This is a genomic window from Thalassotalea sp. PLHSN55, assembly GCF_052030545.1.
GTDB lineage: Bacteria > Pseudomonadota > Gammaproteobacteria > Enterobacterales > Alteromonadaceae > CANMXU01.
On the sequence record NZ_JBPDIH010000006.1, the window covers coordinates 118,752 to 143,588 of the forward strand.

The following is a 24,837-nucleotide window of genomic DNA, read 5'->3' on the forward strand; positions in this document are numbered from 1 at the left end:
GCATAGCTTTATGGCAGCTAACCCAGATTTTGTATACCAACCACCAATGAGCCCTTATCTTGATATTATTTATCAGGATGAGGAATTGGTTGTGGTCAATAAACCCAGCGGATTATTAACCGTGCCCGGGCGCTTGCCTGAACATCAAGATTGCTTGCAAAATCGCGTCAATAAAGTGCTGCCGACGGCGACAATAGTGCACCGCTTAGATATGGCAACCTCAGGTTTGTTGATCATGGCATTAACCAAACCTGCTCATGTTGCCATTAGTCGTCAGTTTGAAAAGCGAAAAATTAACAAAACCTATATCGCCCGTGTTTATGGCACAGTTGAGCAAGCACAAGGCGAGGTTAACCTACCACTTATTTGCGATTGGCCTAATCGCCCTAAGCAAATGGTTGATCATCAGCGCGGCAAACCCTCCACGACCTTATACAAACGCCTCGATAATGCGGTTATCAATGGGCATGACACTAGCTTAGTCGAACTAACACCTATCACTGGTCGCTCACATCAACTACGCGTGCATATGTTATCGTTAGGCCATCCGATTTTAGGCGACAGATTGTATGCGCATCCACAGGCGCTTGCGCTTAGCAATAGACTGCAATTGCACGCCAAAGAGATTAGTTTTTTTCTACCAAGTTCTAACGAGCGTATCACCTTTAGCACGCCTTGCCCTTTTTAACGCTTAAAATCATCATCAAGAAAATCTATACTTAACCGATACATGCTATAAGCATTTACTTTTGATTGGATTATATTTTGAATAAAATTATTGTCTGCGCGCTGCTAAGCTTTTTATTCGTTATCACTTCGGTAAGTGCTCAGCAAGCATCAGAAGATGCGACCCTCCAACAAAGCACTGAACAAAAAAGTGCCGAGCAACAAAGCACTGAGCCCAAAAGTACTGAACAGGCAAGCGCGGCAACAAACGACGAGCAAGCAACTTCACAATCAACCGACAATATCAGCGCGCCAATTGATAGCGGCTTACAAACGAGCCAAGATGTAAAATACTATTTAGCCCAAGAAAACTTGCAGCCGATGCTCGCCCAAGCGCAGGAATTTTTAACCTTGGTGCGTGAAAATACCAGTCCAAATGAAAAAGGGGTGGTGATCATTTTACCTGAATGGCAGCAAGCAGTTGCCGAACCTAAAGCATTGAGCTTTCTCGGTAAAACCTTACCCGAGCAAGGCTGGACCACCATTACCATTCAGCCGTTAAATAAACCAACTAATTACCCTTCAAAACAGGAAAAGCTTGCCCTTGCCCGCGAAGAAAACCAAAAATCCCTTGCCGATTATCAACAAGCATTGGCGCCAATCATTAAAGCGGTGATGGAAAAAGCGCAAGATTACCCTGGCATTATTTTAATGATCAGCCAAGGGCAAAATGCCGCGCAATTACAGCATTATTTAGCCGACAATACCCTGACCAAGCCAGATCTTCCTAACGCGTTAATTTTACTAAGCGCCTTTATGGCAAGCGAGGCTGAAAACGCATTGTTTAATCAACAAGTGGCTAATTCTGGCGTGGCGACATTAGACTTAATATTATTACGCGATCACCCGCTGGTAGTTAACAATGCTAAACAGCGAAAATTACTGGCGAAAAAAGAAATGAAGGTGATTTATCGACAACATCAATTTCGAAACCTCACTCCGGGTTATTACCCAGAGCAAGCATTGATTAAACAAATTAATGGTTGGTTACGTTCGATTGGTTGGTAGTTTTTCAAAAAACAAAAACTAAAGTGGTATAACTTACGCCGTAAAAAACTTACGCTGTTAAAAACTTACGCTGTTAAAAATCTAAACAGCGAAAAACTTACCCTTGCTTAGCAATTAAATCGTACGCGGCTTGAATGTCTTGCGTTTTCTCTTTGGCAACTTCCATCATCTCTGGTGGTAAGCCTTTGGCGATTAATTTATCTGGATGGTGTTGCGCCATCAGTTTGCGATAAGCCTTTTTAATTTCGGCTTTCGAGGCATCTTTACTTACCCCTAACACTTTATAGGCATCTTCAAGTTGCTTACCTTTATTGACGGTTTGACCAGCTTGACCTTGATGAAAGCTTGCGCCTGCCATGATCATTTCTAACAGATTATCGAGCTCTTTTACTGAAAAACCAAGCTGCTTAGCAATGTTGCGTAAAGCATCGTGCTCTTCTGCGTCTAAATCGCCATCGGCAAATGCCACTTGAATTTGAATTTCAAGAAACAAGAGTAAAATATCTGGGCGCCCCGCACAGCTGCGTTTAAACTTGGCAAGACAATCGTTGATTGGAAAGCCGGCCATTTTTCCTTCACGGAAGGCATCTTGGGCTTGTTGGCGTAGTTGCGCATTTAAGCCCAGTTTATCCATGTAGGCGGTGGCAAAAGCAATTTCATGGCTAGAAACATGGCCTTTGGCTTTAGCGACATGCCCCATCACGGAAAAGGTACTATAAAAAAATGCCGCTTGGCGATCTGCTTCGCTTTTAGGGCCGGCAAGGTTACTAAAATTAAAGCCCATGCCTTGATCAAATCGATGACCTAGCCATAGTCCTAACAAGGCACCAAATATATTTCGGCTTAGCATAAAGCCAAATAAAAATCCTAAAACCTTTCCCCAAATGCGCATATAAACTCTAAGCTACCTTGTTAATAAATTGGTTAAGACTTTGCCGCAAGTTGGGCATTTAAATCTGCTAGCCTTTGTGGCGTACCAACATCTGTCCATAGCTCATTGCAAACAGACGCCGTTAATTTTCTTAATTGTGCATTGGCTCTTAACAACGGTCCTAACGCTAATTGTTGAGAAGCTTGGTCACAATTGTGCAAGTCTTTAAAAAAGTCACTATGGTACAAGCCGATACCGCTGTAGGTAAAGCTTGGTGAAGTATTAATCGGTAATTTATTGATCAGCATTGTCTGATCGATGGCAAAATCACCTGTAAGGTTGTGTTCTGGGTTTGGCACTAAATAGAGATGCGCCAATATATCTGGCGCCAAAACCGGTAAGTTTTCAAAACCAATATCGGTATAAACGTCACCATTAATCACTAAAAATTGCTTGCTTGGATTATTTTCTAATAATTGCGGCATGGCATTTATTATGCCGCCCGCCGTTTCTAAAGCGCCTTGTTCTTCCGCGCTATAGCAAATATTTACCCCCCACTTTTTGCCGTCAGCAAAATAATCAACAATTTGCTGCCCAAGCCATGCATGATTAATGACAATATCGGTAATACCAGCACGAGCGAGTTTAATAAGGTGATGTTCAAGCAAAGGAATACCTGCGACCCGAATAAGTGGTTTCGGGGTAACATCAGTTAATGGTCGCATACGTTCGCCTCGACCAGCGGCAAGGATGATGGCTTTGGTGATCATTGGCTACTACTTAACTTGTCTGTTTGTTGTTTAAGTACTTTAGGTAAAACTTGTTGCTGAACCAATTCGTTTAAAAAACTCAACTTAGGGTAGTTAGCACTTACTTTGATTATATACTCAAGTGTGAGTGGGATATCTTTTAAATAACCGGTTTTGTTATCGCGATGATATAAACGAGCAAAGATGCCACTGGCTTTGATATGACGCTGTAAACCCATTAAATCGAACCAGGTTTGCCAAGTCTGTTCACTGATATCTGCTAATGGCAATTGCTTAGAGATTTGTTGACAAAAATAGCGCAATAGTTGACTGACTTTTTCATCCGGCAACTGGTAATAACAATCACGTAGTAACGATACAATATCGTAGGTTATTGGCCCTTGCACTGCATCTTGAAAATCTATAATTGCCAATGTTTGTTGACCATTAGAGCCTTGTTGGTCACAGATCATGATATTGCGGCTATGATAGTCTCGGTGCATAAAAACTTGCGGCTGTGCTAAGGCATTTTCGACTAAATAATCAAAACACTGGGTTAACTGAATTTGCTGGCTTTCTGACAAGTGTATATTGAGATGTTGCGCTAATAACCATTCGCTAAATATCGACAATTCAAATTCAATAAATTTTTTATCGTAAGCTGGTAAATTGTAACGATCTGAGACTGAGCATTGGGCAATACTTGGTAATAGGTCAATGGCCTGTTGATAAAGAGTAACCATTGAAGATGCTGACAGCGCATCAGCAAATAATATTTCACCTAAATCTTCTAAACAGAAAAATCCTAAACTTAAGTCATAGTGAACTAAGCTTGGCACTTTTATTCCCCGTTTTTCCAATGCCTTAGCAACTTCAACAAATCCATGATTGTTGGATGTTTTTGGCAACGCATCAACCGCAATATAAGATTTTTCTTGATAACTAAAACGATAATAACAACGAAAACCTGCATCGCCTGAAAGCGGCTCAAGCTCAATTGCATGTTCGGTAAAATAACCACTTAGCCAGTGGTTTAATGCGGTAAATCTTGGGTTTGGCAAAGGTTGTTCCTATTTTTAGGTAAAATCAATATCGTCAGATTAGCGAGTTACTAAAAATTGCTATATCATAGGCAAGTTAATGCGCAAGGTAAGTGAATAATAACAACTAAACACTTATTTATTAACAAATGGTATAAATTCAAGCTAACATATATTCACGAAAAAGAAGATAATAGCAGCTTACCCCAACAGGGCTATATGAAGTAGTACCAAAGACAAAATTTTGTTGTTTTTTTTAATGCTTAAATTTTCAGGATTTTAATGACATTTTCACGCTTTATACTGTTATTAGTGGCAAGTATATCTACAGTTCTCCCCGCCCATGCAGAAAATGAGATCTCGACACCTAGCACGATCGAATGCCCGATCCCTAAATATACTCCAATTGCTGAAGATGCCGAAATAGAGGCAAGCAATGATATTAAAATATTATCTAAAACCGCGATGATTGAAAAAGAGCAACTCGCGCTGTTTACCGGTGGTGTTACCTTAATTAATAAAAATGAAAAACTTATTGCCGATGAACTTGAAATTAATCAAGCACAAGCCATTATCAAAGCCAAAGGCGATGTGCATTTTCAAAATGCGGGTATCGATGTTTCAGCACAAGAGTTTCAAGCAAGCGAGCAATCAAAGTCAACAACACTAGAAAATACTTCTTATCAATTAGCCAATAACCCGGGTCATGGCGCAGCAGAGCGTATCGCTATCAATGCTGACGGTGAATTAACACTTAGCGCTTCAACTTTCACTACCTGTTATGGTGAAATTCCTGATTGGCAATTAAAGGCCAGTGAAATTCGCATTTCTGCCGCAGAAAATGTCGGTGAAGCGTATAATGCGCAATTTCGATTGTTTGATGTACCTGTATTGTATATTCCTTATTTTACTTTCCCGGTAACCGATCAACGAAAATCAGGCTTTTTAAACCCCAAAATTGGTTCGTCTAGTAATTCAGGTATCGAGATAGAAACGCCGTATTATTGGAATATTGCTGAGAATATGGACGCCACTATTACTCCGCATTATATGTCAAAACGCGGTTTGTTATTAGCGACGGAGTTTCGTTATTTATCCGATTTACAAACCGGTAGTATCGATATTGAATACCTCAATAAAGATAAAGAAATTGTCAGCAACAACGATGCGCGTTACTTGGCTCGCTTTCAACATACCGGCACCTTTTCAGAAAACTTTCGTGTTTATGCCGATTTTACCACCATTAGCGACGACAACTACTTAACCGATATTGGCAGCAGCCACTACAATGCTAACGATGCTTATTTATATCAAATTGGTGAACTTTCTTATTTTGGCGAAAATTGGCAAACTACTGCCAAAGTGCAAGATTTTGAAGTACTTGGTGATCATATTGCCGGTTACCGAACGGTGCCACAAATAGATGTAAGCGCTGAACAAAACTTGCCGTTTGCCAACCTTATTTTTGATGTTTATTCCGAGCTAAGCCGCTTTGAATCAGAAAACCCTGATTTAGCCGATGCAAATCGCTACCATGTTGAAGCAGGTCTAACTTTACCTTTGGCAACGCCAGCTTGGTTTGTAAACTCAGAAGTTCGCCTAATGCAGACTTATTATCAGCAAGACGTACAAGATAATACGCCATCACTGGAAGAAAATGTTAGTCGAACATTACCGAAAGTTCGCGTTCATGGTGGAATTAACTTTGACCGACAAATGTCGTTTAATCCTGAGTATACGCAAACATTTGAGCCGCAATTACAATACCTTTATGTGCCTAATGAAGATCAGTCGATGATAGGTTTATACGACACCGCGCAACTACAAGATGACTACGATGGTTTATTTAGAGATCGTCGCTATAGTGGTTTAGACCGTATTGCGCATGCTAATCAACTTTCTTGGGGTGTCACTAACAGAATTTTGGATCCAAGCCATCAAGAACTCATGCGCTTTAGCCTTGGACAAATTCTTTATTTCAACGAAGAAACCACTGAAGATAATCGCGTCATTTCACAAACACAAGAATCAGCCTTAGCGGCCGATGTATTTTTTCAGTTAAATCGTCAATGGCAATTTAGCGGCGATATTCAGTACGATACCGAAAATAGCGTCACCAACAAAAGCCAAGTCAACGTCGATTACCATTATTCAGAAAAAAACATCGTGCAATTGAACCATAGGTATACCCGTGATGTCTCAGGTAGTAGTCTTGAGCAATTATCTTTATTGACCAATGTTGAAATTAATAAAGATTGGCAGTTCATTGGGCGTGTTACACAGGATTTACAGCAAAAGCGTAGCCTAGAAACCTACGCAGGCTTTCAATATGAAAGCTGTTGTTGGGCGGTACAATTTGCATTTCACCGCCACATTAACTCCTATTTTGAGGAGCCTTCAAACATAAATGAAAACCGCGAAGAATTTGATAGTGGTTTTATGATAAGGTTCATTGTTAAAGGGTTAAATAAGCAAGGCCAAATAGATACCGATAATATGTTGAATTCAAGTATTTTTGGCTATAAACGTCCTTATTTTCTTAATAATTAATTAAAAAACGTAAGATATATGAAAAAATCATTCAAAATTTTTACCATTACCACCTTGCTTGTTAGCTTTATCGCCACCGTACAAGCAAAAGAAGTAGAGTTAGATCGTGTCGCAGCTATTGTTAATGATGGTGTGGTATTAGAGTCTGATGTTAAAGACCTGATCAAATCAATTAAGCTGCAATCTGAGCGTAACAATCAAGACCTACCTTCAGACAAGGCGATCCGCACGCAAGTAATGGATAAGCTGATTAACGATGCTCTAGTGTTGCAAATTGGTGAACGTATGGGTGTGCAAGTAAGTGATGCTCAGCTTGATGAAACCCTTTCCAACATGGCGAAAGAAAATAACCTAACCTTAGAGCAATTTAGGCAGTCTTTGGTTAAGGACGACGTGAATTACGAGAAATACCGTGAAAGCGTAAGAACTGAATTAATTTCAGGTGAAGTACGTCGTGCAAGTGTTCGTCGTCGTATTTATATTTCTCCGCAAGAAGTTGATAATTTATTACAACTTATGCAAGAGCAAACCAGTAACGATGTTGAATACAACCTAGGTCACATCTTAATTGCCTTCCCGCCAGAACCTACTCAAAAAGATATGACTGATGCACAAGTGCGTGCAGACAAAGTTATTGAGCTACTTAATGGTGGCAGCGACTTCACTAAAATTGCGATTGCCTCATCAGGCGACTCAAACGCTTTATCAGGTGGTGACTTAGGTTGGAAAAATATTAACGAAATGCCAACGTTATTTTCTGAATTAGTGGCAGGACAAGATAAAGGTAGTGTATTAGGACCTATCAGAACAGGTCTAGGATTCAGTATCATTAAAATTATTGATATTCGTGGTCGTGAAGTAGTTGAAGTAGAAGAAGTTAAAGCACGCCATATTTTAATTACCCCTTCAATTATCTTAAGTGAAGCTAAAGCCGAAGCAATGCTAAACGAATTTTTAGTGCAAATAGAAGCAGGTGAAGCAGACTTTGCCGAGCTTGCTAAAGAGCATTCTGACGGACCAACATCAGTTCGAGGTGGTGAATTAGGCTGGGCAGATCCACAAAGTTACGATCCTGCCTTTAAAGACACCTTAGCAAGTTTAAAAGAAGGCGAATATTCAAAACCGTTTCGCTCTTCATTTGGTTGGCATATTACCCAGCTCCAAGAGCGCCGTACGCTTGATGCCACCAAACAAATTAATGAGAACAAAGCTTATCAAATGTTATTCAACCGCAAGTTTGGTCAAGAAAATTCGCGTTGGATGAAAGAAACCCGAGATGAAGCTTTTGTTGAAGTTTTTGATTTAGGTAACGAATAATGACTAAATGCATCGCCGTAACACCCGGCGAACCTGCGGGCGTAGGTCCAGATTTAATGATACGAATTGCCCAACAAGATTGGCCAGTTCAAATTGTTGTAGTCGCCTCGCCTTCGCTTTTATTAGCGCGCGCAAAACAGCTAAACTTACCATTAAGTTTAGTGACATACGATCAAGAAAAAGAAGCACAACCGCAAGCCGCCGGCACACTTACCATTTTACCCGTTGAATTAGCAGAACCGGTAATTCCAGGCGAGCTTAATGAAAAAAACGGTGCTTATGTTGTTGAAACCTTAAAAGTTGCTTGTGATAAAAACATGAGCGGTGAATTTGACGCAGTAGTTACAGGCCCAGTGCACAAAGGGCTAATAAACAAAGCCGGCATTCCATTTAGTGGCCATACCGAATATTTTGCCCATCAAGCAAATTGTAGCGATGTGGTGATGATGCTTGCTACCGAAGGATTACGCGTTGCATTAGTTACCACACATATACCGCTTGCTTACGTATCAAAAGCAATAACGTATGAGCGTTTGCAGAAAGTAACCCGTATTTTAAATGACGATCTCATTAATAAGTTTGGCATTAAAGAGCCAAAAATTTATGTCTGTGGCATCAACCCGCATGCCGGTGAAGACGGCCATTTAGGACGCGAAGAAATTGAAACCATGAATCCAGCACTGGATGAGCTTCGCGCTGAAGGTATGAATTTAACAGGTCCATTGCCTGCTGATACCATTTTTCAAGAAAAATACCTTAATGATGCCGACGCTATTTTAACCATGTATCACGACCAAGGTTTGCCGGTACTTAAATACAAAGGTTTTGGCTCTTCGGTCAATATCACTTTAGGGTTACCTTTTATTCGAACATCAGTAGATCACGGTACTGCACTTGAGTTAGCGGGTACTGATAACGCCGATCCAGGCAGCCTATTAGAGGCAATGCGCAACGCAATTAATTTGGCAAATAACCAATCATGAGTAAAAATTCTCACTTAGGCCATCAAGCAAAAAAACGTTTTGGTCAAAACTTCTTAAATAACGATGCTGTTATTAGCAATATTGTCGATGCTATCAACCCTGAGCCAGGTGAAAACCTTGTTGAAATTGGCCCAGGTTTAGGTGCCTTAACTGAACCCGTTGTAGAACGCGCAGGTGATCTTGCTGTGGTTGAATTAGACCGCGACTTAGCCCACCGTTTGCGCCATCACCCTTTTTTAGCGAAGCATTTAACCATCCATGAAATCGATGCGCTAAAATTTGATTTTGCCCAATTATCTGATGTTGATAATCCGTTACGTATTTTCGGCAATTTACCGTATAACATTTCAACCCCGCTTATTTTTCATTTGCTGACCTTTAAAGATAAAGTGAAAGATATGCACTTTATGTTGCAAAAAGAAGTGGTTCAGCGAATGGCTGCCGGTGAAAACTGTAAAGCCTATGGTCGATTATCAATAATGACACAATACCAATGTCAGGTGATTCCTGTCATGGAAATTGGTCCTGAGCATTTTACGCCAGCGCCTAAAGTTGACTCTGCTATTGTTAGGTTAATTCCGCATAAAGAAATTAAACACCCAGTTAAAGATCTCAAGTTTCTTAACCAAGTATGTTTAACGGCATTTAACCAACGTAGAAAAACCATTCGTAATAGCTTTAAAAAGCTAGTCAGTGCCGATGAACTTGAACAATTAGGTATCGACCCGAGTTTACGTCCTGAAAACATTTCACTTGAGCAATATGTCAATATTGCAAACTTTATTGCAGACAGACCAAACGAGCCTACTGAGTAATTATGCCATACCAACATTTACCGACCGCAGAAGGTGTTGAAGTGTCTGTTGTTAGCAATTACCTTGCAACAGAGTCAAACGCCAAGCAAAATCAGTTTGTTTTTACGTATACCATTACCATTAAAAACAACAGTGATACCCCGGTAAAATTAATGGCTAGAAGCTGGCTGATCACCGACGCTAACGGAAAGTGTACCAATGTAAAAGGTGATGGCGTTGTCGGCGAGCAACCAACCATTGCTGCCAATAAAAGCTATACCTATAGCAGTGGTTGTATTCTTGAAACGCCTGTTGGCACAATGCAAGGTTATTATCAGCTGTATAATAAAGAAGGCGAAGCCGTAAAAGCAGATATCCCAGTGTTTGGTTTATCTGTTCCTAACATTTTAAATTAAGTTAACCCTTATGAGCATATACGTAGTTGGCGATATTCAAGGCTGCTTTAACGAACTGCAAGCCTTGTTAGCTCAAGTTAATTTTGACCCTAAAAAAGATCAACTATGGCCCGCTGGTGATATTGTTGCCCGCGGACCTAAATCCCTTGAAACACTTCGCTTTATCAAATCGCTTGGCGACAGCGCGAAAATGGTGCTTGGCAATCATGATCTGCATTTACTGGCAATATATGCCGGTATAAAAAAAGCAAAGAAATCAGATTTGCTTGAGCCTTTACTTAACGCACCTGATTTAGACGAATTAATCACTTGGCTTGCTAAGCAGCCCTTGCTTAGACAAATTCCGGGTGAAAACACTTTTATGAGCCATGCGGGTATTTCACCGCAATGGACAATCAAGCAAGCAATAGAACAAGCTGAATTTGCCCAGCAATGTTTATCTTCAGCAAAACGCAACACCTGGCTTAAGTGTATGTATGGAGAACAGCCTAACAGCTGGCATGACGCCCATAGCGCTGCAGAAAAGTTCAGGTTCACCATTAATGCCTTCACCCGCATGCGCTTTTGTTTTCCAGACAAGAGTTTAGAGTTTCAACAAAAATCTGCACCAAGCACATTAACCAGCGAATTAACCCCGTGGTACGAAGACAACCCCAATCTAATCAACAATCAATGGCTATTTGGACATTGGGCATCACTAATGGGCAACTGCAGCAATAACAATGCCTATGCACTCGATACGGGGTGTGTCTGGGGCAATCACCTAACCTTACTAAAATGGTCTGATAAAACTGTTTTTAAAGAATTTTCGCAAAATATCGATTAATTTTCCAAATTGGCTAGATCAAGTTGCAATTTTTTTGTTACCTTTAGTTACATGCGACTAAACATTTTCCTTTTTTAGTCGATAACTAACGTAATATTCTTAATAAAAAACGCATAAAAATAATCATTCGACAATTTTGTAAGTTTTTCGTTTGAAACCAACTGGTGGTATATATGAATTTAACGGTAAAAGTGAAAATAATCGGTGGTTTTTCCATCATTGCTTTCTTTTTAATGCTGACAAGTGTGATCTCCCTTAACAACCTCAGCACAATTAACGAATCAACTTTAAAACAAAGTCAACTTGCCATTCCCACCTTAAAAGGCAGTAACCAGCTAGCAAATCAATTAACGCAAATGGGTAACTTGACCCTACGCGGATACTACCAAAGCGAATTATCACCATTAAGTGAAAATGTGGGTGCATTTTCCACTTTAGATGGCAGCTTTACCACGCAACTTAAAAAACTAAAAGCAGTTGTAAAAGACGAGCCAAGTCTCATTGGCAATTTACGCAAGGTAGACGGCGTATATAGCACGATTCAAAACAGCGTCACCAGTGTATTTGATAACCGAAAAATTAGCATTGAACAGTTAAGCCAGTTAACTGAGATGATCGACTTGTTGGAAGAAAAAGCCGATGACGTTGCCACATTATTGCTTGATTTAGCAGACCATGATTTAGCCGATAGCAAGCTGCAACGTGCGGTTGGTCTTGGTGAACAAATCGAAACTTACCTTAATGCGGTGGTAAGTTCTGCCTATGAATTTAGAGACTCGACTAACAGCTCAACCGTTAATTTAATTGAAAGTGAGATTATGGGCTCGTATAAAGAGTCAGTTAAATCACTTGATGATATTGTTAGTGAACTGACCACTAAAGATGAAGTCGATATTGCTGACGAGTTATCAAGCGCATTTGCTGAATTTAGTGAGCTTGTTGATGGTAGCACCAATATCTTTACGCATAAGCAGGCACAACTCAATGGTATTTTACAGGCTGAACTACAACTAAAAGCAGCTGAAGATAACATTAGCAACGCAAATAGCATCTTAGCGACGCAAGTTGACTTGGCTAACAAAACTACAATCGCTGCCAGCGAGCAAGTCGATAGCGCAGTTTCAAGTGGTAATACGCAAACTATATTTATCGCCCTTATTTCTGTTATTGCTGCTGCTGTAATTACCTTCTTCACTGTGCGCAGTATTACCGGACCACTATCTCGTGTTAACGAAATGCTAAACGTTGTCGCCTCGGGTGATCTTTCTCGTAAACTTGACGAAAGCGGTAAAGATGAGTTTGCGCTGTTATCTAAAAACTGTAACTTGTTGATCGACAGCCTGCGTAACCTTATTCAAGGCATCGTTAGCCGCTCAACGCAACTTGCCGCAGCAGCAGAACAAACATCAGCAGTTACTGCGCAAAGTACCACTGCGATTGAAGAGCAGCGTAATCAAGTTGAGCAAGCGGCTTCTGCAACCACTGAAATGAGCAGTACCTCACAAAGTGTTTTATCAAGTGCAAATGATGCGCTAGGTGAAATCAAACAAGCTGACGATGAAGCAGAGCGTATCAAAGTTATTTCAGCGCGTAATCGTAATACGATTGAATTATTAGCCAATGAAGTTGAATCAGCGTCGCAAGTTATTAATAAACTACAGCAAGACAGCGCATCAATTGGTGGCATTTTAGATGTTATTCGAGGCATTGCCGAGCAAACTAACTTACTAGCACTAAATGCGGCAATTGAAGCGGCACGAGCAGGTGAACAAGGTCGTGGTTTTGCCGTTGTTGCTGACGAAGTACGAACACTTGCCAGTCGTACACAAGAGTCGACACAAGAAATTCAAAACATGATCGAAGTATTGCAAAATGGTGCAGGTAAAGCGGTATCGGTTATGAGCACAGGTAAAACACAAGCTGCCAATTGTGTTGAGCAAAGTGAAGAAGCCGATAAAGCGCTTGAAACGATTACTCACGCCGTACATGAAGCGTTCGATCGTAGCTCACAAATTGCAACTGCAGCTGAAGAACAAAGTGTCGTTGCTCATGAAATTAGTGAAAATCTTGAGTCGATTGTGGCCATTGCAGAGCAAACAACGGCTGGTTCGCAGCAAACCGCTTCTTCAAGTGGCGAAGTTGCAAAACTTGCTGAAGAACTACAACAATCGGTACAAGAGTTTAAACTTTAAATCACAAGCTACAAGTTTTAAGCCTAAAGCTTTAAGTAAAAAGCGACAACTAAAAACATTAAGTGCAAAGTGATAGCACAAAATAAAAAGCCTTCGAAATATCGAAGGCTTTTTTGTAACTTTCAGCGATTAACTTTTCGCTTGTAGCTCTTATTTTTTAGCTTCTAGCTTACCACTGTAGCTATATGCTCTAACTGGCTTTGATTCGGATAATATTAGCGCCAAGTGCTTGTAACTTATCTTCGATATGCTGATAACCACGGTCGATATGATAGATACGATCTACTTGCGTTTCAGTTGTTGCCACTAAACCAGCAATCACTAAGCTTGCCGAAGCACGCAAATCGGTTGCCATGACCTGAGCACCATTAAGCTCAGCGACACCATTGGTGATGGCGGTATTGCCTTCTAAGCTAATATCAGCGCCCATACGTTGTAATTCAGGCACATGCATAAAGCGATTTTCAAAAATCGTTTCTGTGGTGGTAGATGTACCTTCAGCTAGCACGTTCATGGTAACAAACTGAGCTTGCATATCGGTAGGGAATGCTGGATGTGGCGCAGTGCGAATATTTACGGCTTTAGCGCGTTGCTTCATTTCCAGCTCGATCCAGTCATCACCAATATTAAGTGTTGCCCCTGCTTCTTGCAGTTTACTGATCACCGCTTCTAACGCTTTAGGATCGGTATTTAGACATTTCACTTTACCTTGCGTAACTGCGGCGGCAACAAGGAATGTACCTGTTTCAATGCGATCAGGCATCACACGATAGGTATCACCAGATAAACTCTCAACACCTTCAATAGTCAAGGTATCAGTGCCAGCACCGCTAACTTTCGCGCCCATGGCATTTAAGCAATTAGCTAAATCGACAATTTCAGGTTCACGCGCCGCATTTTCAATAACAGTGGTACCGTCAGCAAGCGCAGCCGCCATCATGAGATTTTCGGTACCAGTAACGCTAACGGTATCCATGAAGATAGTTGCACCTTTAAGGCGACCATTGTTACGCGCTAAAATATAACCATTTTCAACGTCTATATCAGCGCCCATCAATTTTAAGCCGTGAATATGTAAATTCACAGGGCGAGCGCCAATGGCACAACCACCAGGCAAAGAAACTTCAGCATGACCAAAGCGCGCCAATAACGGACCAAGCACCAAAATAGAGGCGCGCATGGTTTTTACTAATTCGTATGACGCTTTGCAGTGATCGACTTTACTTGCGTCAATCTCCAATTCATTGTCAGAAAGCCACTGCGCTTTTGCACCTAGTTGGTTGATCAACTTCAGTGTCGTTTCAATATCATTCAAACGAGGTACGTTAGTGATCTTAATAGGTGTTTTTGACAATAATGCTGCCATTAAAATCGGCAAAGCAGCATTTTTAGCGCCAGAGATGGTGACATCACCACGTAGTGGATTACCACCAATTATTTTAAATGCGTCCAATATTCTATTCTTACGTTAAGTTGGGTTTAAATTTAATTACAGTGGCAGGTTGAACATTTTGTCACGTTGCCATTGTTCAGTCGTAAACGTTTTGATGGTAACCGCGTGAATTTTGCCTTCTTTAATAACTTCAGCTAAAGGAGCATATACCGTTTGTTGCTTTTTAACACGGCTAAGTTCACCCAAAAAATCAGCAACTGCAATGACAGTACATTGCGAGCCATCAAACTTTACATGTAGTTCGTCTAATTCAAGCGCGTTGTTGATAAGTTGTTCTATTTCTGTGGTTTCCACAATAATTCCCTAATTTTATAAATGCTTGGTGAAAAGCCCTGATTACGCTTGTTGCGGTAATAAGTGCTCTACACCACTTAATTTGGCTAAATTGAGTATATCTTGACAGATATGACTAAACTGTACAGTTACTTGTATTTTAGCGGCTTTTTCTAATACTAAAAACAACCAAGCTAACCCCGCCGTATCAGCTCGTGTTACTTCTTTAAGATTAATAATAATCTCTGGCTGAGCAAGCATGGTTTTAATGGTATTTTTTTTAATTGTTGGCACAGTTTCGCGAGTTAGCTGACCAACAATAGTCGTATTATTTGCGCTAAATGTGAAATCGACAGTCAAAATTTAATTCCGTAATTGATTATAGCTTTTTAAAAGTAATATCACGCGAACTCTTTTCACGCAGCATTTCGGTCACATGGCCTAAGCCTTTTTGACGAATTAAGCTGTTTAACTCTGCTTGTTTGCTGTCTAGTAAACTTATACCTTCAGCAACCATATCAAATGCTTTCCACTGCTTACTTCTTTTGTCGAGGCGCACTTTAAACGAGATATCGATCGGATCACGGTCTGGCGAAATAATCACGGTTTTAATCGAAACGATTTTTTTGCCTTTCACGCTTTTATTTGGTTCAAACTTCACTTCTTGATTGTCGTACAAAGTAAAAACTTGCGCATAAGAGGTGATTAAATAATCACGAAATACCGGCACAAATGCTTTTCTTTCGGCATCGGTCGTTTTCTTTAAGTTTCGGCCAATCACTTTAAATGCCGCATATTTATAATCGATATAAGGCATTAATTCTTCACGAACTATGTTTTTCAGTAAATTTGGATCTTGCTGAATGGCGCTTTGTTCGCTGGCAAAACGGGTAAATGTTGAGTCAGCAACCTGCTCAATCATCTGGTACGGATCTTCTTTGCTAATTTTTTCTGATGCAGCATTAACTGAAAACGTTAAACAAACTGCTGATAATATAACTAATAAACGCGATAACATTTAATCTTCACTCCCTTGGCCAAATAAAAATTGACCGATTAATTCTTCAAGTACGATAGCTGGTTTGGTGTCTTCGATAAAATCACCTTGCGCTAAGGTGTCGACCGATTCATCAACAAAGCCAGGCAATAAACCAACATATTGCTCACCTAGTAGACCGGACGTAAGGATAGATAATGACGACGCTTCTGAAAAAGTGTATTGCGAATAAATATCTAAGGTAACAATTGGCATATAATCTTCTTCATCAAGTGATATATCACTGATGCGACCAACAATAACGCCACCGACTTTAATCGGAGAACGTACTTTTAAGCCGCCAATATTATCAAATTTGGCATACAACTGATAGCTATCGCCACCACCAGAAATTCCACTATCTGCTACTTTCAAAGATAACATCAGCAGTGCGGCAATACCTAAGGCAACAAAAAACCCTACTGCTAATTCAACTTTTTTCGACACCATGTCTTCCACCAAAAATTAATTATAAAGTTGTTCAATGCGCTAATTTGTAAACATCAACGCTGTTAAGATAAAGTCTAAAAACAATACTAATAAAGACGATTGTACCACGGTTGCAGTTGTAGCTTGGCTGATACCTTCAGACGTTGGCATACAGTCATAACCCTTATACACCGCAATCCACGTCACCACAAATGCAAAAACAATGCTCTTTATTGCACCATTTAATATGTCTTGTTCAAATTCCACTTGCGCTTGCATCATCGACCAAAAAGTGCCGGAATCGACGCCGAGCCAACTAACACCTACAAGGTGAGCACCTAAAATACCAACCACCGAAAAAATAGCAGCAAGCAGTGGTAGGCTGATAAAGCCCGCCCAAAAACGTGGTGCAATAACACGCCTTAGTGGGTCTACGGCCATCATTTCTAGCGATGAAAGCTGTTCGGTTGCTTTCATTAAACCAATTTCAGCCGTTAACGCAGATCCTGCACGGCCGGCAAATAACAATGCCGCAACTACCGGGCCAAGCTCTCGTAAAAGACTTAAGGCAACCATAGGCCCTAACCCCGACTCAGCGCCATAATCCACTAATATAGTATAGCCTTGTAACGCCAATACCATGCCTATAAAGCCGCCGGAAACTATAATGATGATTAACGACTGCACCCCAACGGTATACAACTGCTGTACCAATAAAGGCGTGCCTTTCTTGAAATTAGGCAAGTGACCTAAGGCGGAGAATAGTACCATGACTGCTCGCCCTAAACCTGAAATTAAGTCAATGGTAGTTCGACCTAAGTGTTGAATATATTCCATTATTTACTTTCTCGAGCTAATAATTCTTGTTCAAATGGTGGCGCTGGAAAGTGAAATGCCACAGGCCCGTCTGCTTCACCTTTAACAAATTGCTGGACTAGCGGTGATGTTTGCTCAGCAATTTCTTGTGGTGTGCCTTGGCCAATGATTTTCTGTTCCGCAACAATGTAGATGTAATCTGCAATCGACATCACTTCTTGTACATCATGCGAAACCACTACTGACGTTAACCCTAAAGCATCACTTAGTGAACGAATTAAGCGAACGATGACGCCCATTGAAATCGGGTCTTGCCCGGCAAATGGCTCGTCATATAAAATTAATTCAGGATCTAAAGCAATTGCGCGAGCAAGTGCCGCTCGGCGTGCCATGCCACCTGATAATTCGTCAGGGCGAAGTGTTCTTGCGCCACGTAAACCAACAGCTTCAAGTTTCATCATCACCATTTTTTCAATCAGTGTTTCCGAAAGTTGCGTATGTTCACGAATAGGAAAGGCAATATTGTCAAAAACGTTCATGTCGCTAAATAACGCGCCGCTTTGAAACAACATGCTCATGCGTTTACGCACTTCATAAAGCTTTTTGCGTGACATACTGGGAATATTTTCGCCATCAAATAATATTTGCCCAGCATCTGGCTGTAATTGGCCACCAATTAAGCGTAATAAGGTGGTTTTACCAATTCCGCTTGGCCCCATGATTGCCGTCACTTTTCCTTTAGGAATTGATAAGCTGATATTGTCGTAAATAACGCGTTGGTCACGTTTAAACGTCATGTTTTTAATATCAACAAGAATTTCTGACATAGTTATGATTTAAACTTCACTGTTAAGTAAGACGGCAATTAATACGAGCATTAATCGAAGTAAGGCGAAATTCTACCCTAGGCTAAAAAATACTGCATTAGAAAATAGTAATAAAATATGTAAAAGTGGTCTGGTTAAAAAAGTAAAACCAACCAAGATTGGCGATTACTGTTCAAATACTCGTCACTATTGATAATAAAACCGCCGGTAAATTCATTTTTTTTCGTTTTTTTTATAACTTTGCTCATTAAACCTTTTTTTTTGCGGTGCAACGGGCGACAATTTACCGTTATGAACAGGAGTGGTTGATGTTATTTCAAGTTTTTATTCTATTAGTATCTTTAGTTACCTTAGTCTGGAGTGCCGACAAATTTGTTTTTGGCGCCTCGTCGGTTGCCCGAAATTTTGGTATTTCACCAATGATCATTGGTTTAACTATTGTCGCAATGGGATCATCAGCGCCAGAAATGATGGTAGCGGCCTCAGCATCATTACAAGGAAATGCTGATACCGGTATTGGCAATGCCATTGGCTCAAACATTACCAATATTGCCTTAGTACTTGGCTTAACCGCGCTATTACATCCACTTAGTGTTTCGTCATCGACGATTAAACGTGAGATCCCACTCATTTTAGCCATTACGGCACTGGCGTATTGGATGTTATCCGATAGTCATTTTAGCTTTGTTGAAGGGGCCATTTTAATTGCGGGTTTCTTTATCTATATCATTACGCTGTTGGTGATAACCTTAAAACGAGCCAAGAGCAATGTGATTGACGATCCAATGATTATCGAAGCCGAATCAGAAGTACCTGAGGCCGTCAGTACGCCTTGGTCATTCTTTTGGCTTGCCATCGGCATGGTACTGCTGCCTATTAGCGCAAATTACTTAGTCGACTCATCGGTATTTATTGCCAAAGCATTTGGCATTAGTGATTTAGTGATTGGATTAACCGTGATCGCCATCGGCACTAGCTTGCCTGAACTGGCCGCCAGTATCATGAGCATCATCAAAAAAGAAGATGACCTAGCCTTAGGCAACATTATTGGCTCCAATATTTTTAATATTTTAGCCGTGTTATCATTAACAGGATTAATTGCCCCAGGTGATGTTGATGAAAATGCAGCAATGCGTGACGCGCCTTACATGCTTGGCATTACCTTGTTACTCTTTATAATATGCTTTAGCCGAAAATTAGGGTATTTTCGCATTACCCGACTAAAAGGTGCGCTGTTATTATTTTCGTTTATCGCTTATCAAGTTTTACTTTTTAGTCAAATTCAACAATAACGTAGTAAACGCACATGATAAATTTCAAAAAATTAGGCACACAAGTTATTAATATTGAGCAACAAGCTGTTGCTGACTTGCTGACCTATGTCGATGATAACTTCGAACTTGCTTGCCAAGCCATGTTCGATTGTAAAGGGCGAGTCATTGTTGTTGGCATGGGAAAATCAGGCCATGTGGGTGGTAAAATCGCAGCAACACTTGCCAGCACAGGTACGCCATCTTTTTTTGTTCATCCCGGTGAAGCGAGCCATGGTGACTTAGGCATGATCACCGCAGAAGACGTGGTCTTAACAATTTCAAATTCAGGCGAAACCAGTGAAGTATTGGCCATCATTCCGGTCATTAAACGCATTGGCGCCAAACTATTATCGATGACCGGCAATGTCGACTCAACCCTAGCAAAACTTTCAGATGCGCATGTTTGTATTGCAGTTGAACAAGAAGCTTGTCCACTTGGTTTAGCGCCAACATCGAGCACCACTGCAACCCTAGTTATGGGTGACGCCCTTGCCGTAGCGCTGCTTAATGCCCGCGGCTTTACCGCAGACGACTTCGCACTTTCTCACCCAGGCGGTAGTTTAGGCAAACGTTTATTATTGCGCTTATCTGATGTTATGCACACCGGCGATCGTTTACCTGTAGTAAATGATCAGGCAAAAATTAAAGATGCCCTCGTTGAAATGTCGCTAAAAGGTTTAGGGATGACCGCAGTTGTTAATGCCAAAGGTATTTTAGTTGGGCTATTTACCGATGGAGATTTACGCAGAATTTTAGATGCTGAAATAGATATTCATCATGATGCCATTTCCTCAGTGATGACCGTAAAACCCACCACGTCATCAGCCGATGTGTTAGCCGCAGAAGCATTAAAAATAATGGAAGATAAAAAAATTAATGGCTTAATTATTGTTGACGCGCATAATAAGCCTATGGGCGCGATGAATATGCACGATCTACTTAAATCAGGAGTGCTATAAGCAGTGGAAACTCTTTACGGCGACGTTTGCGAGCAAGTATTTGCTCAAGCGAAAACAATTAAACTGTTAATTTGTGATATTGACGGCGTATTTTCCGATGGTCGTATATATTTAGGTAACGACGGTGAAGAATTAAAAGCATTTCATACCAAAGATGGTTATGGCATGAAAGCACTTGTTGCCAGCGGCGTTGATACCGCAGTGATCACTGGGCGAACATCAAACATAGTGGCAACGAGAATGCGCGCGCTGAATGTCTCAGACATTATTCAAGGTGAAGAAAATAAGCTGCCTACTTTGAAGAAACTTATCGCCGAGAAGAATTTAAGCCCTGAACAAGTTGCTTACATCGGTGATGACATGCCAGATCATGCCTGCATGCAATTTGTTGGTTTAGGCATTGCTGTTAACGATGCGCATCCGCAAGTCTTGAAAGACGCCAATTTAGTCACCTTTACTCGTGGCGGTTTTGGCGCAGTACGTGAAGTGTGCGACTTACTGATGACAGCGCAAGGCACATTATCCTTGGCCAGTGGCGCAAGTATATGAACAAACTTAATAGCTTAGCGTTTTCAATTTTTCTAATCGCTGTAAGCACGTATGCTGTGCTTGAGTGGATGGAAAATAAGGATAAAACCGCTGAAGTTATCTCTACCGACTTAGTTCCTGAATTTATCGCTGAGAATTTACAAAGCGACATTTTTAATGAAGATGGTCAACTAAGTTACGTGATTGACGCTCAGCGCATGGAGCACTTTTCTGATCTTTCACTCACTAATTTTGAACTTCCTCGGTATACCTTATATCCAAAGAATAATAGCTTACCGTGGAAAATGAGTGCTAACGAAGCCACTTTGTACGACAATAACCGTGTAATTCTAAAAAATAGAGTACGATTATATGCCACAGATAAAAATAGCTTGATCCAAGAAATAAACGGCAAATATTTAGAATTAGACTTAAATACGAATATTATTAGCTCAGAGCAAACCATTTTAATAAAGGGAAAAGGATTTACCATGTATGGTTCCGGGCTAATAGTTGACTTAAACACAACACAAATGACATTAACTGAACATGTTCAAACTATCTATAAAAAAACCACTAGCTAATTTAATATTAGCAGCGACCATACTAGGTATTTCCCCCCTAGCAATGGCAGAAAAAGCTGATTTTGAGCAAGAAATCACGATCAAATCTATCCGCCAGTCGGGTGATTTGAAAAATAAAATTATCAGTTACCTCGATGATGTCATTATCACGCAAGGTTCACTCGTGATCCGCGCAGATATGGTGCAAGTGCTTAAAAAAGCCGGTACCAATGACGATATTTACATTGCCAAAGGCAAACCTGCAACATTTGAGCAGCGCCTAGAAGATGGCACGCCTATCAAGTTACAAGCAGATGAAATTACCTATCAGGCTAACGAACACACCATTATTATTTCAGGTAACGCGCGACTGAGCCAAGAAGGCAGTGAAGTCTCAGGTAGCAAAATCATCTACAATACGTTAACAGAAAGACTCGAAGCAGAAAGTTATAGTAACGATACAGTCACAACGGTGTTAAAACCAAAAACCAAGGCCAAAGAATAACTATGTCAGCAACGTTATCTGCATCAGGGTTAGCAAAAGCTTACAAAGGCCGTAAGGTTGTTAAAAATGTCAGCTTAAAAGTAAGCTCAGGACAAATCGTTGGCTTACTCGGCCCAAACGGTGCCGGTAAGACCACCTCTTTTTACATGATTGTTGGTTTAGTGCCAAACGACAGTGGCAGCATTACTTTAGATGATGAAAACTTAACTTTACTGCCTATGCACGAACGTGCACGCAAAGGCATTGGCTACTTACCACAAGAAGCATCAATTTTTCGCAAATTATCGGTTTACGATAATATTATGGCGATACTGCAAACGCGAAAAGATCTTTCCGCGGTTGAAAAAGAAGAAAAACTTGAGCACTTATTAGAAGAATTCAACATTTGTCATATCAAAGACAATACCGGTATGAGCTTATCTGGCGGTGAACGACGTCGTGTTGAAATTGCACGAGCACTAGCGGCAGATCCTAAATTTATCTTGCTAGATGAACCGTTTGCAGGTGTCGACCCGATTTCAGTCGGCGATATTAAGAAAATTATTTTACAATTAAAACATCGAGGGATCGGCATTTTAATTACCGATCACAATGTACGAGAAACACTCGATGTATGTGAACACGCGTATATAGTTAGTCATGGTGAATTAATAGCTGAGGGTGACGCCGATCAAATTCTCGCTAATCAACATGTACGAGATGTATACCTTGGTGAGCAATTCACGCTATAGTTATATCCATAGGACAGATTATTTGAACACATGGTAGTTAACTTAGCTCATGATAAAAAATAAAATCAACAGGAAAATGATTACGTAGATGCGCCCTACACTACAACTAAAAATTGGACAACAACTAACCATGACCCCGCAATTGCAACAAGCGATCAAGCTGTTGCAATTGTCGACTTTGGATTTACAACAAGAAATTCAAGAAGCCTTAGAAAGCAATCCACTATTAGAAGTTGACGAAAGTGCTCCCACCACAAAAGACGAGAGCAGTAACGACTTAGAAGAGGCGTTTTCAGCAAATGCCACTGAAGCTGCTCCAGCTGCAACCGATGGTAGTGAAGATTCTGCGCCAACCATAGATGAAATTAGCACCACAGAAGCTATGGATAAAAGCGATATTCCTGAAGAACTCAATATCGATACGACATGGGATGAAAGCTATAGTGCCGGCACCTCAAACACAGGGGTAAGCAGCGCACCTTCTGAAGACTATACTTACCAAGGTGAAACCACCGACTCAATTCAAGATCACCTGCGCTGGCAAATGGAACTAACCCCATTTAGCGATACCGATCTCACCATAGCAACCGCGATTATTGATGCAATTGACGATGCTGGCTACTTAACTGTTACTAGTGAAGATATTTTAGAAAGTGTTGGCATCGAAGACGTTGAGTTAGACGAAGTTGAAGCGGTCATAAAGCGCATCAATATGTTTGACCCTATCGGCGTTGGTGCGCGTTCAATTGCCGAATGTTTATTAATTCAATTAAACCAGTTCGACGATGACACGCCGTGGCTTAAAGAAAGCAAAATAGTCGTTAGTGAACATATTGAATTGCTTGGTAGCCGTGACTATCGTCAACTTATGCGCAAAACGCGCTTAAAAGAAGATCAGTTACGTGAAGTTATTCGCCTAATTCAAACCTTAGATCCGCGCCCTGGCGACAGTGTTATCAAAGAAGATGACCAATACGTTATACCCGATGTATCAGTGGAAAAGAAAAATGGTCGCTGGGTGGTTGAATTAAACCCAGATACTGCGCCAAAGCTTTCGATTAATCAACAATATGCTGCGATGACACGCACTATGAAGTCATCAAACGACAGCCAATTTATTCGCTCAAACTTGCAAGAAGCCAAGTGGTTTATTAAAAGTTTAGAAAGTCGAAACGATACCTTATTAAAAGTGTCAAACTGTATTGTTCAGCGCCAACAAGGCTTTTTTGAACATGGCCCAGAAGCCATGCGCCCTATGGTTTTAAATGACATCGCTGAAGCGGTAGATATGCACGAGTCAACCATTTCTCGTGTTACCACACAAAAGTATATGCATACGCCAAGAGGAATTTTTGAGCTTAAATTCTTCTTTTCAAGTCATGTTAGTACCGAGAACGGGGGAGAATGTTCATCAACAGCTATCCGCGCATTAATCAAAAAACTTATTTCTGCGGAGATCCCATCGAAACCATTAAGCGACAGCAAAATGGCGGAAATATTAGCAGAACAAGGTATTAATGTCGCAAGGCGTACTATAGCCAAATATCGCGAGTCATTGTCTATACCGCCTTCAAACCAACGAAAAAGCTTACTTTAGTAACTAATTTATGAGGATTTAAGTCTATGCAAATCAATCTTACTGGACACCATGTAGAAATTACAGACTCTTTACGCGACTACGTAAACGAAAAATTTGCTAAATTAGAGCGTCATTTTGATCACATCAATAACGTATACGTTGTACTAACCGTCGAAAAATTAAATCAAAAAGCTGAGTCAACGGTGCATTTAAATGGCAGTGAAGTTCACGCATCAGCTGTAAACAGTGATATGTACGCCTCAATCGACGCACTAGTTGATAAATTAGATCGTCAAATCCTTAAATATAAAGGCAAAATTAGCCAGCACTAATTAACCCCAGCCATAAAAAAT

General features: G+C 40.6%; 26 protein-coding genes and 1 pseudogene. 17 read left to right on the top strand and 10 right to left on the bottom strand.

What is annotated here, in order from left to right; translation table 11 throughout:
• Positions 1–10 precede the first annotated feature (10 nt).
• Complete coding sequence (locus tag ACRRSQ_RS13050) at positions 11–688, top strand: pseudouridine synthase (RefSeq protein ID WP_440876193.1); 678 nt, start codon at positions 11–13, stop codon at positions 686–688.
• 77 nt (positions 689–765) lie between these two features.
• A complete protein-coding gene (locus tag ACRRSQ_RS13055; RefSeq protein ID WP_440876194.1) occupies positions 766–1,734 on the top strand; it encodes a DUF3530 family protein in 969 nt (322 codons plus the stop codon).
• 97 nt (positions 1,735–1,831) lie between these two features.
• Here ACRRSQ_RS13055 and djlA read toward each other — a convergent pair whose 3' ends face one another.
• The 3 genes from djlA to ACRRSQ_RS13070 are packed head-to-tail and all read right to left on the bottom strand — an operon-like array spanning position 1,832 to position 4,415.
• Positions 1,832–2,626, bottom strand: coding sequence for a co-chaperone DjlA (gene djlA / locus ACRRSQ_RS13060; protein WP_440876195.1), 795 nt, complete (start codon positions 2,624–2,626; stop codon positions 1,832–1,834).
• Between the two features lie 32 nt (positions 2,627–2,658).
• Positions 2,659–3,375, bottom strand: coding sequence for an N-acetylmuramate alpha-1-phosphate uridylyltransferase MurU (gene murU, locus ACRRSQ_RS13065; RefSeq protein ID WP_440876196.1), 717 nt, complete (start codon positions 3,373–3,375; stop codon positions 2,659–2,661).
• Entirely contained in the window at positions 3,372–4,415 is a 1,044-nt protein-coding gene (locus tag ACRRSQ_RS13070) for an aminoglycoside phosphotransferase family protein (protein ID WP_440876197.1), read from the bottom strand. Before ACRRSQ_RS13070 ends, murU begins: the two co-directional genes overlap by 4 nt.
• 261 nt (positions 4,416–4,676) lie before the next feature.
• Between ACRRSQ_RS13070 and lptD the strand changes: the two genes are divergently transcribed.
• The 7 genes and pseudogenes from lptD to ACRRSQ_RS13105 all read left to right on the top strand — a co-directional run bounded on the left by lptD (position 4,677) and on the right by ACRRSQ_RS13105 (position 13,472).
• On the top strand, positions 4,677–6,944 hold the full coding sequence (gene lptD, locus ACRRSQ_RS13075; RefSeq protein ID WP_440876198.1) for an LPS assembly protein LptD: 2,268 nt from the start codon (positions 4,677–4,679) through the stop codon (positions 6,942–6,944).
• A gap of 12 nt (positions 6,945–6,956) precedes the next feature.
• Positions 6,957–8,261: pseudogene (surA, locus tag ACRRSQ_RS13080) on the top strand (peptidylprolyl isomerase SurA); the annotation flags it as partial.
• A complete protein-coding gene (gene pdxA / locus ACRRSQ_RS13085; RefSeq protein WP_440876199.1) occupies positions 8,261–9,244 on the top strand; it encodes a 4-hydroxythreonine-4-phosphate dehydrogenase PdxA in 984 nt (327 codons plus the stop codon). The pseudogene surA and the gene pdxA, both read left to right, overlap by 1 nt.
• On the top strand, positions 9,241–10,059 hold the full coding sequence (gene rsmA / locus ACRRSQ_RS13090) for a 16S rRNA (adenine(1518)-N(6)/adenine(1519)-N(6))-dimethyltransferase RsmA (RefSeq protein WP_440876200.1): 819 nt from the start codon (positions 9,241–9,243) through the stop codon (positions 10,057–10,059). The genes pdxA and rsmA overlap by 4 nt, the downstream gene beginning before the upstream one ends.
• Positions 10,060–10,061: 2 nt before the next feature.
• A complete protein-coding gene (gene apaG, locus ACRRSQ_RS13095; RefSeq protein ID WP_440876201.1) occupies positions 10,062–10,454 on the top strand; it encodes a Co2+/Mg2+ efflux protein ApaG in 393 nt (130 codons plus the stop codon).
• Between the two features lie 10 nt (positions 10,455–10,464).
• A complete protein-coding gene (locus ACRRSQ_RS13100) occupies positions 10,465–11,280 on the top strand; it encodes a symmetrical bis(5'-nucleosyl)-tetraphosphatase (RefSeq protein ID WP_440876202.1) in 816 nt (271 codons plus the stop codon).
• Positions 11,281–11,453: 173 nt separating this feature from the next.
• On the top strand, positions 11,454–13,472 hold the full coding sequence (locus ACRRSQ_RS13105; RefSeq protein ID WP_440876203.1) for a methyl-accepting chemotaxis protein: 2,019 nt from the start codon (positions 11,454–11,456) through the stop codon (positions 13,470–13,472).
• Positions 13,473–13,662: 190 nt separating this feature from the next.
• Here ACRRSQ_RS13105 and murA read toward each other — a convergent pair whose 3' ends face one another.
• Genes murA through mlaF form a run of 7 tightly spaced genes read right to left on the bottom strand, consistent with a single transcriptional unit; the run spans position 13,663 to position 18,306 of the window.
• The gene (gene murA / locus ACRRSQ_RS13110; RefSeq protein WP_440876204.1) at positions 13,663–14,925 is read right to left on the bottom strand and encodes a UDP-N-acetylglucosamine 1-carboxyvinyltransferase; all 1,263 of its coding nucleotides are present in this window, start codon (positions 14,923–14,925) and stop codon (positions 13,663–13,665) included.
• 36 nt (positions 14,926–14,961) lie between these two features.
• A complete protein-coding gene (locus tag ACRRSQ_RS13115) occupies positions 14,962–15,219 on the bottom strand; it encodes a BolA family protein (protein WP_440876205.1) in 258 nt (85 codons plus the stop codon).
• A gap of 42 nt (positions 15,220–15,261) precedes the next feature.
• The gene (locus tag ACRRSQ_RS13120; RefSeq protein WP_440876206.1) at positions 15,262–15,558 is read right to left on the bottom strand and encodes an STAS domain-containing protein; all 297 of its coding nucleotides are present in this window, start codon (positions 15,556–15,558) and stop codon (positions 15,262–15,264) included.
• Positions 15,559–15,577: 19 nt separating this feature from the next.
• The gene (locus ACRRSQ_RS13125; RefSeq protein ID WP_440876207.1) at positions 15,578–16,216 is read right to left on the bottom strand and encodes an MlaC/ttg2D family ABC transporter substrate-binding protein; all 639 of its coding nucleotides are present in this window, start codon (positions 16,214–16,216) and stop codon (positions 15,578–15,580) included.
• Positions 16,217–16,684 carry an outer membrane lipid asymmetry maintenance protein MlaD gene (mlaD, locus tag ACRRSQ_RS13130; protein ID WP_440876208.1) on the bottom strand — a complete coding sequence of 156 codons (468 nt, stop codon included), beginning with the start codon at positions 16,682–16,684 and terminating at the stop codon, positions 16,217–16,219.
• 39 nt (positions 16,685–16,723) lie between these two features.
• Positions 16,724–17,500, bottom strand: a complete 777-nt coding sequence (gene mlaE, locus ACRRSQ_RS13135; RefSeq protein WP_440876209.1) for a lipid asymmetry maintenance ABC transporter permease subunit MlaE — start codon at positions 17,498–17,500, stop codon at positions 16,724–16,726.
• The gene (gene mlaF / locus ACRRSQ_RS13140) at positions 17,500–18,306 is read right to left on the bottom strand and encodes a phospholipid ABC transporter ATP-binding protein MlaF (protein WP_440876210.1); all 807 of its coding nucleotides are present in this window, start codon (positions 18,304–18,306) and stop codon (positions 17,500–17,502) included. The genes mlaE and mlaF overlap by 1 nt, the downstream gene beginning before the upstream one ends.
• Positions 18,307–18,614: 308 nt before the next feature.
• On the opposite strand from mlaF, the gene ACRRSQ_RS13145 reads away from it, so the two are divergent.
• The 8 genes from ACRRSQ_RS13145 to hpf all read left to right on the top strand — a co-directional run bounded on the left by ACRRSQ_RS13145 (position 18,615) and on the right by hpf (position 24,816).
• Positions 18,615–19,598, top strand: coding sequence for a calcium/sodium antiporter (locus ACRRSQ_RS13145; protein WP_440876211.1), 984 nt, complete (start codon positions 18,615–18,617; stop codon positions 19,596–19,598).
• A 14-nt stretch (positions 19,599–19,612) separates the two neighbouring features.
• Entirely contained in the window at positions 19,613–20,578 is a 966-nt protein-coding gene (locus tag ACRRSQ_RS13150) for a KpsF/GutQ family sugar-phosphate isomerase (protein WP_440876212.1), read from the top strand.
• 3 nt (positions 20,579–20,581) lie between these two features.
• Positions 20,582–21,127, top strand: a complete 546-nt coding sequence (gene kdsC / locus ACRRSQ_RS13155; protein WP_440876213.1) for a 3-deoxy-manno-octulosonate-8-phosphatase KdsC — start codon at positions 20,582–20,584, stop codon at positions 21,125–21,127.
• Positions 21,124–21,690, top strand: a complete 567-nt coding sequence (gene lptC / locus ACRRSQ_RS13160; protein ID WP_440876214.1) for an LPS export ABC transporter periplasmic protein LptC — start codon at positions 21,124–21,126, stop codon at positions 21,688–21,690. Before kdsC ends, lptC begins: the two co-directional genes overlap by 4 nt.
• 43 nt (positions 21,691–21,733) lie before the next feature.
• A complete protein-coding gene (gene lptA / locus ACRRSQ_RS13165) occupies positions 21,734–22,174 on the top strand; it encodes a lipopolysaccharide transport periplasmic protein LptA (protein ID WP_440876215.1) in 441 nt (146 codons plus the stop codon).
• Positions 22,175–22,176: 2 nt separating this feature from the next.
• Positions 22,177–22,905 (top strand): LPS export ABC transporter ATP-binding protein, encoded by a 729-nt coding sequence (gene lptB / locus ACRRSQ_RS13170; RefSeq protein ID WP_440876216.1) that lies wholly within the window; start codon positions 22,177–22,179, stop codon positions 22,903–22,905.
• Between the two features lie 88 nt (positions 22,906–22,993).
• Entirely contained in the window at positions 22,994–24,502 is a 1,509-nt protein-coding gene (locus tag ACRRSQ_RS13175; RefSeq protein ID WP_440876217.1) for an RNA polymerase factor sigma-54, read from the top strand.
• A 26-nt stretch (positions 24,503–24,528) separates the two neighbouring features.
• Complete coding sequence (gene hpf / locus ACRRSQ_RS13180) at positions 24,529–24,816, top strand: ribosome hibernation promoting factor (RefSeq protein ID WP_440876218.1); 288 nt, start codon at positions 24,529–24,531, stop codon at positions 24,814–24,816.
• Positions 24,817–24,837: the final 21 nt, after the last annotated feature.

Excerpts from the sequence above, each read along its gene's own strand:
- ACRRSQ_RS13050 (WP_440876193.1), top strand. The coding sequence starts at position 11 with ATGGCAGCTAACCCAGATTTTGTATACCAACCACCAATGAGCCCTTAT.
- djlA (WP_440876195.1), bottom strand. The coding sequence starts at position 2,626 with ATGCGCATTTGGGGAAAGGTTTTAGGATTTTTATTTGGCTTTATGCTA.
- murU (WP_440876196.1), bottom strand. The coding sequence starts at position 3,375 with ATGATCACCAAAGCCATCATCCTTGCCGCTGGTCGAGGCGAACGTATG.
- lptD (WP_440876198.1), top strand. The coding sequence starts at position 4,677 with ATGACATTTTCACGCTTTATACTGTTATTAGTGGCAAGTATATCTACA.
- pdxA (WP_440876199.1), top strand. The coding sequence starts at position 8,261 with ATGACTAAATGCATCGCCGTAACACCCGGCGAACCTGCGGGCGTAGGT.
- rsmA (WP_440876200.1), top strand. The coding sequence starts at position 9,241 with ATGAGTAAAAATTCTCACTTAGGCCATCAAGCAAAAAAACGTTTTGGT.
- apaG (WP_440876201.1), top strand. The coding sequence starts at position 10,062 with ATGCCATACCAACATTTACCGACCGCAGAAGGTGTTGAAGTGTCTGTT.
- ACRRSQ_RS13100 (WP_440876202.1), top strand. The coding sequence starts at position 10,465 with ATGAGCATATACGTAGTTGGCGATATTCAAGGCTGCTTTAACGAACTG.
- ACRRSQ_RS13105 (WP_440876203.1), top strand. The coding sequence starts at position 11,454 with ATGAATTTAACGGTAAAAGTGAAAATAATCGGTGGTTTTTCCATCATT.
- ACRRSQ_RS13125 (WP_440876207.1), bottom strand. The coding sequence starts at position 16,216 with ATGTTATCGCGTTTATTAGTTATATTATCAGCAGTTTGTTTAACGTTT.
- mlaD (WP_440876208.1), bottom strand. The coding sequence starts at position 16,684 with ATGGTGTCGAAAAAAGTTGAATTAGCAGTAGGGTTTTTTGTTGCCTTA.
- mlaE (WP_440876209.1), bottom strand. The coding sequence starts at position 17,500 with ATGGAATATATTCAACACTTAGGTCGAACTACCATTGACTTAATTTCA.
- mlaF (WP_440876210.1), bottom strand. The coding sequence starts at position 18,306 with ATGTCAGAAATTCTTGTTGATATTAAAAACATGACGTTTAAACGTGAC.
- ACRRSQ_RS13145 (WP_440876211.1), top strand. The coding sequence starts at position 18,615 with ATGTTATTTCAAGTTTTTATTCTATTAGTATCTTTAGTTACCTTAGTC.
- ACRRSQ_RS13150 (WP_440876212.1), top strand. The coding sequence starts at position 19,613 with ATGATAAATTTCAAAAAATTAGGCACACAAGTTATTAATATTGAGCAA.
- lptC (WP_440876214.1), top strand. The coding sequence starts at position 21,124 with ATGAACAAACTTAATAGCTTAGCGTTTTCAATTTTTCTAATCGCTGTA.
- lptA (WP_440876215.1), top strand. The coding sequence starts at position 21,734 with ATGGCAGAAAAAGCTGATTTTGAGCAAGAAATCACGATCAAATCTATC.
- lptB (WP_440876216.1), top strand. The coding sequence starts at position 22,177 with ATGTCAGCAACGTTATCTGCATCAGGGTTAGCAAAAGCTTACAAAGGC.
- ACRRSQ_RS13175 (WP_440876217.1), top strand. The coding sequence starts at position 22,994 with ATGCGCCCTACACTACAACTAAAAATTGGACAACAACTAACCATGACC.
- hpf (WP_440876218.1), top strand. The coding sequence starts at position 24,529 with ATGCAAATCAATCTTACTGGACACCATGTAGAAATTACAGACTCTTTA.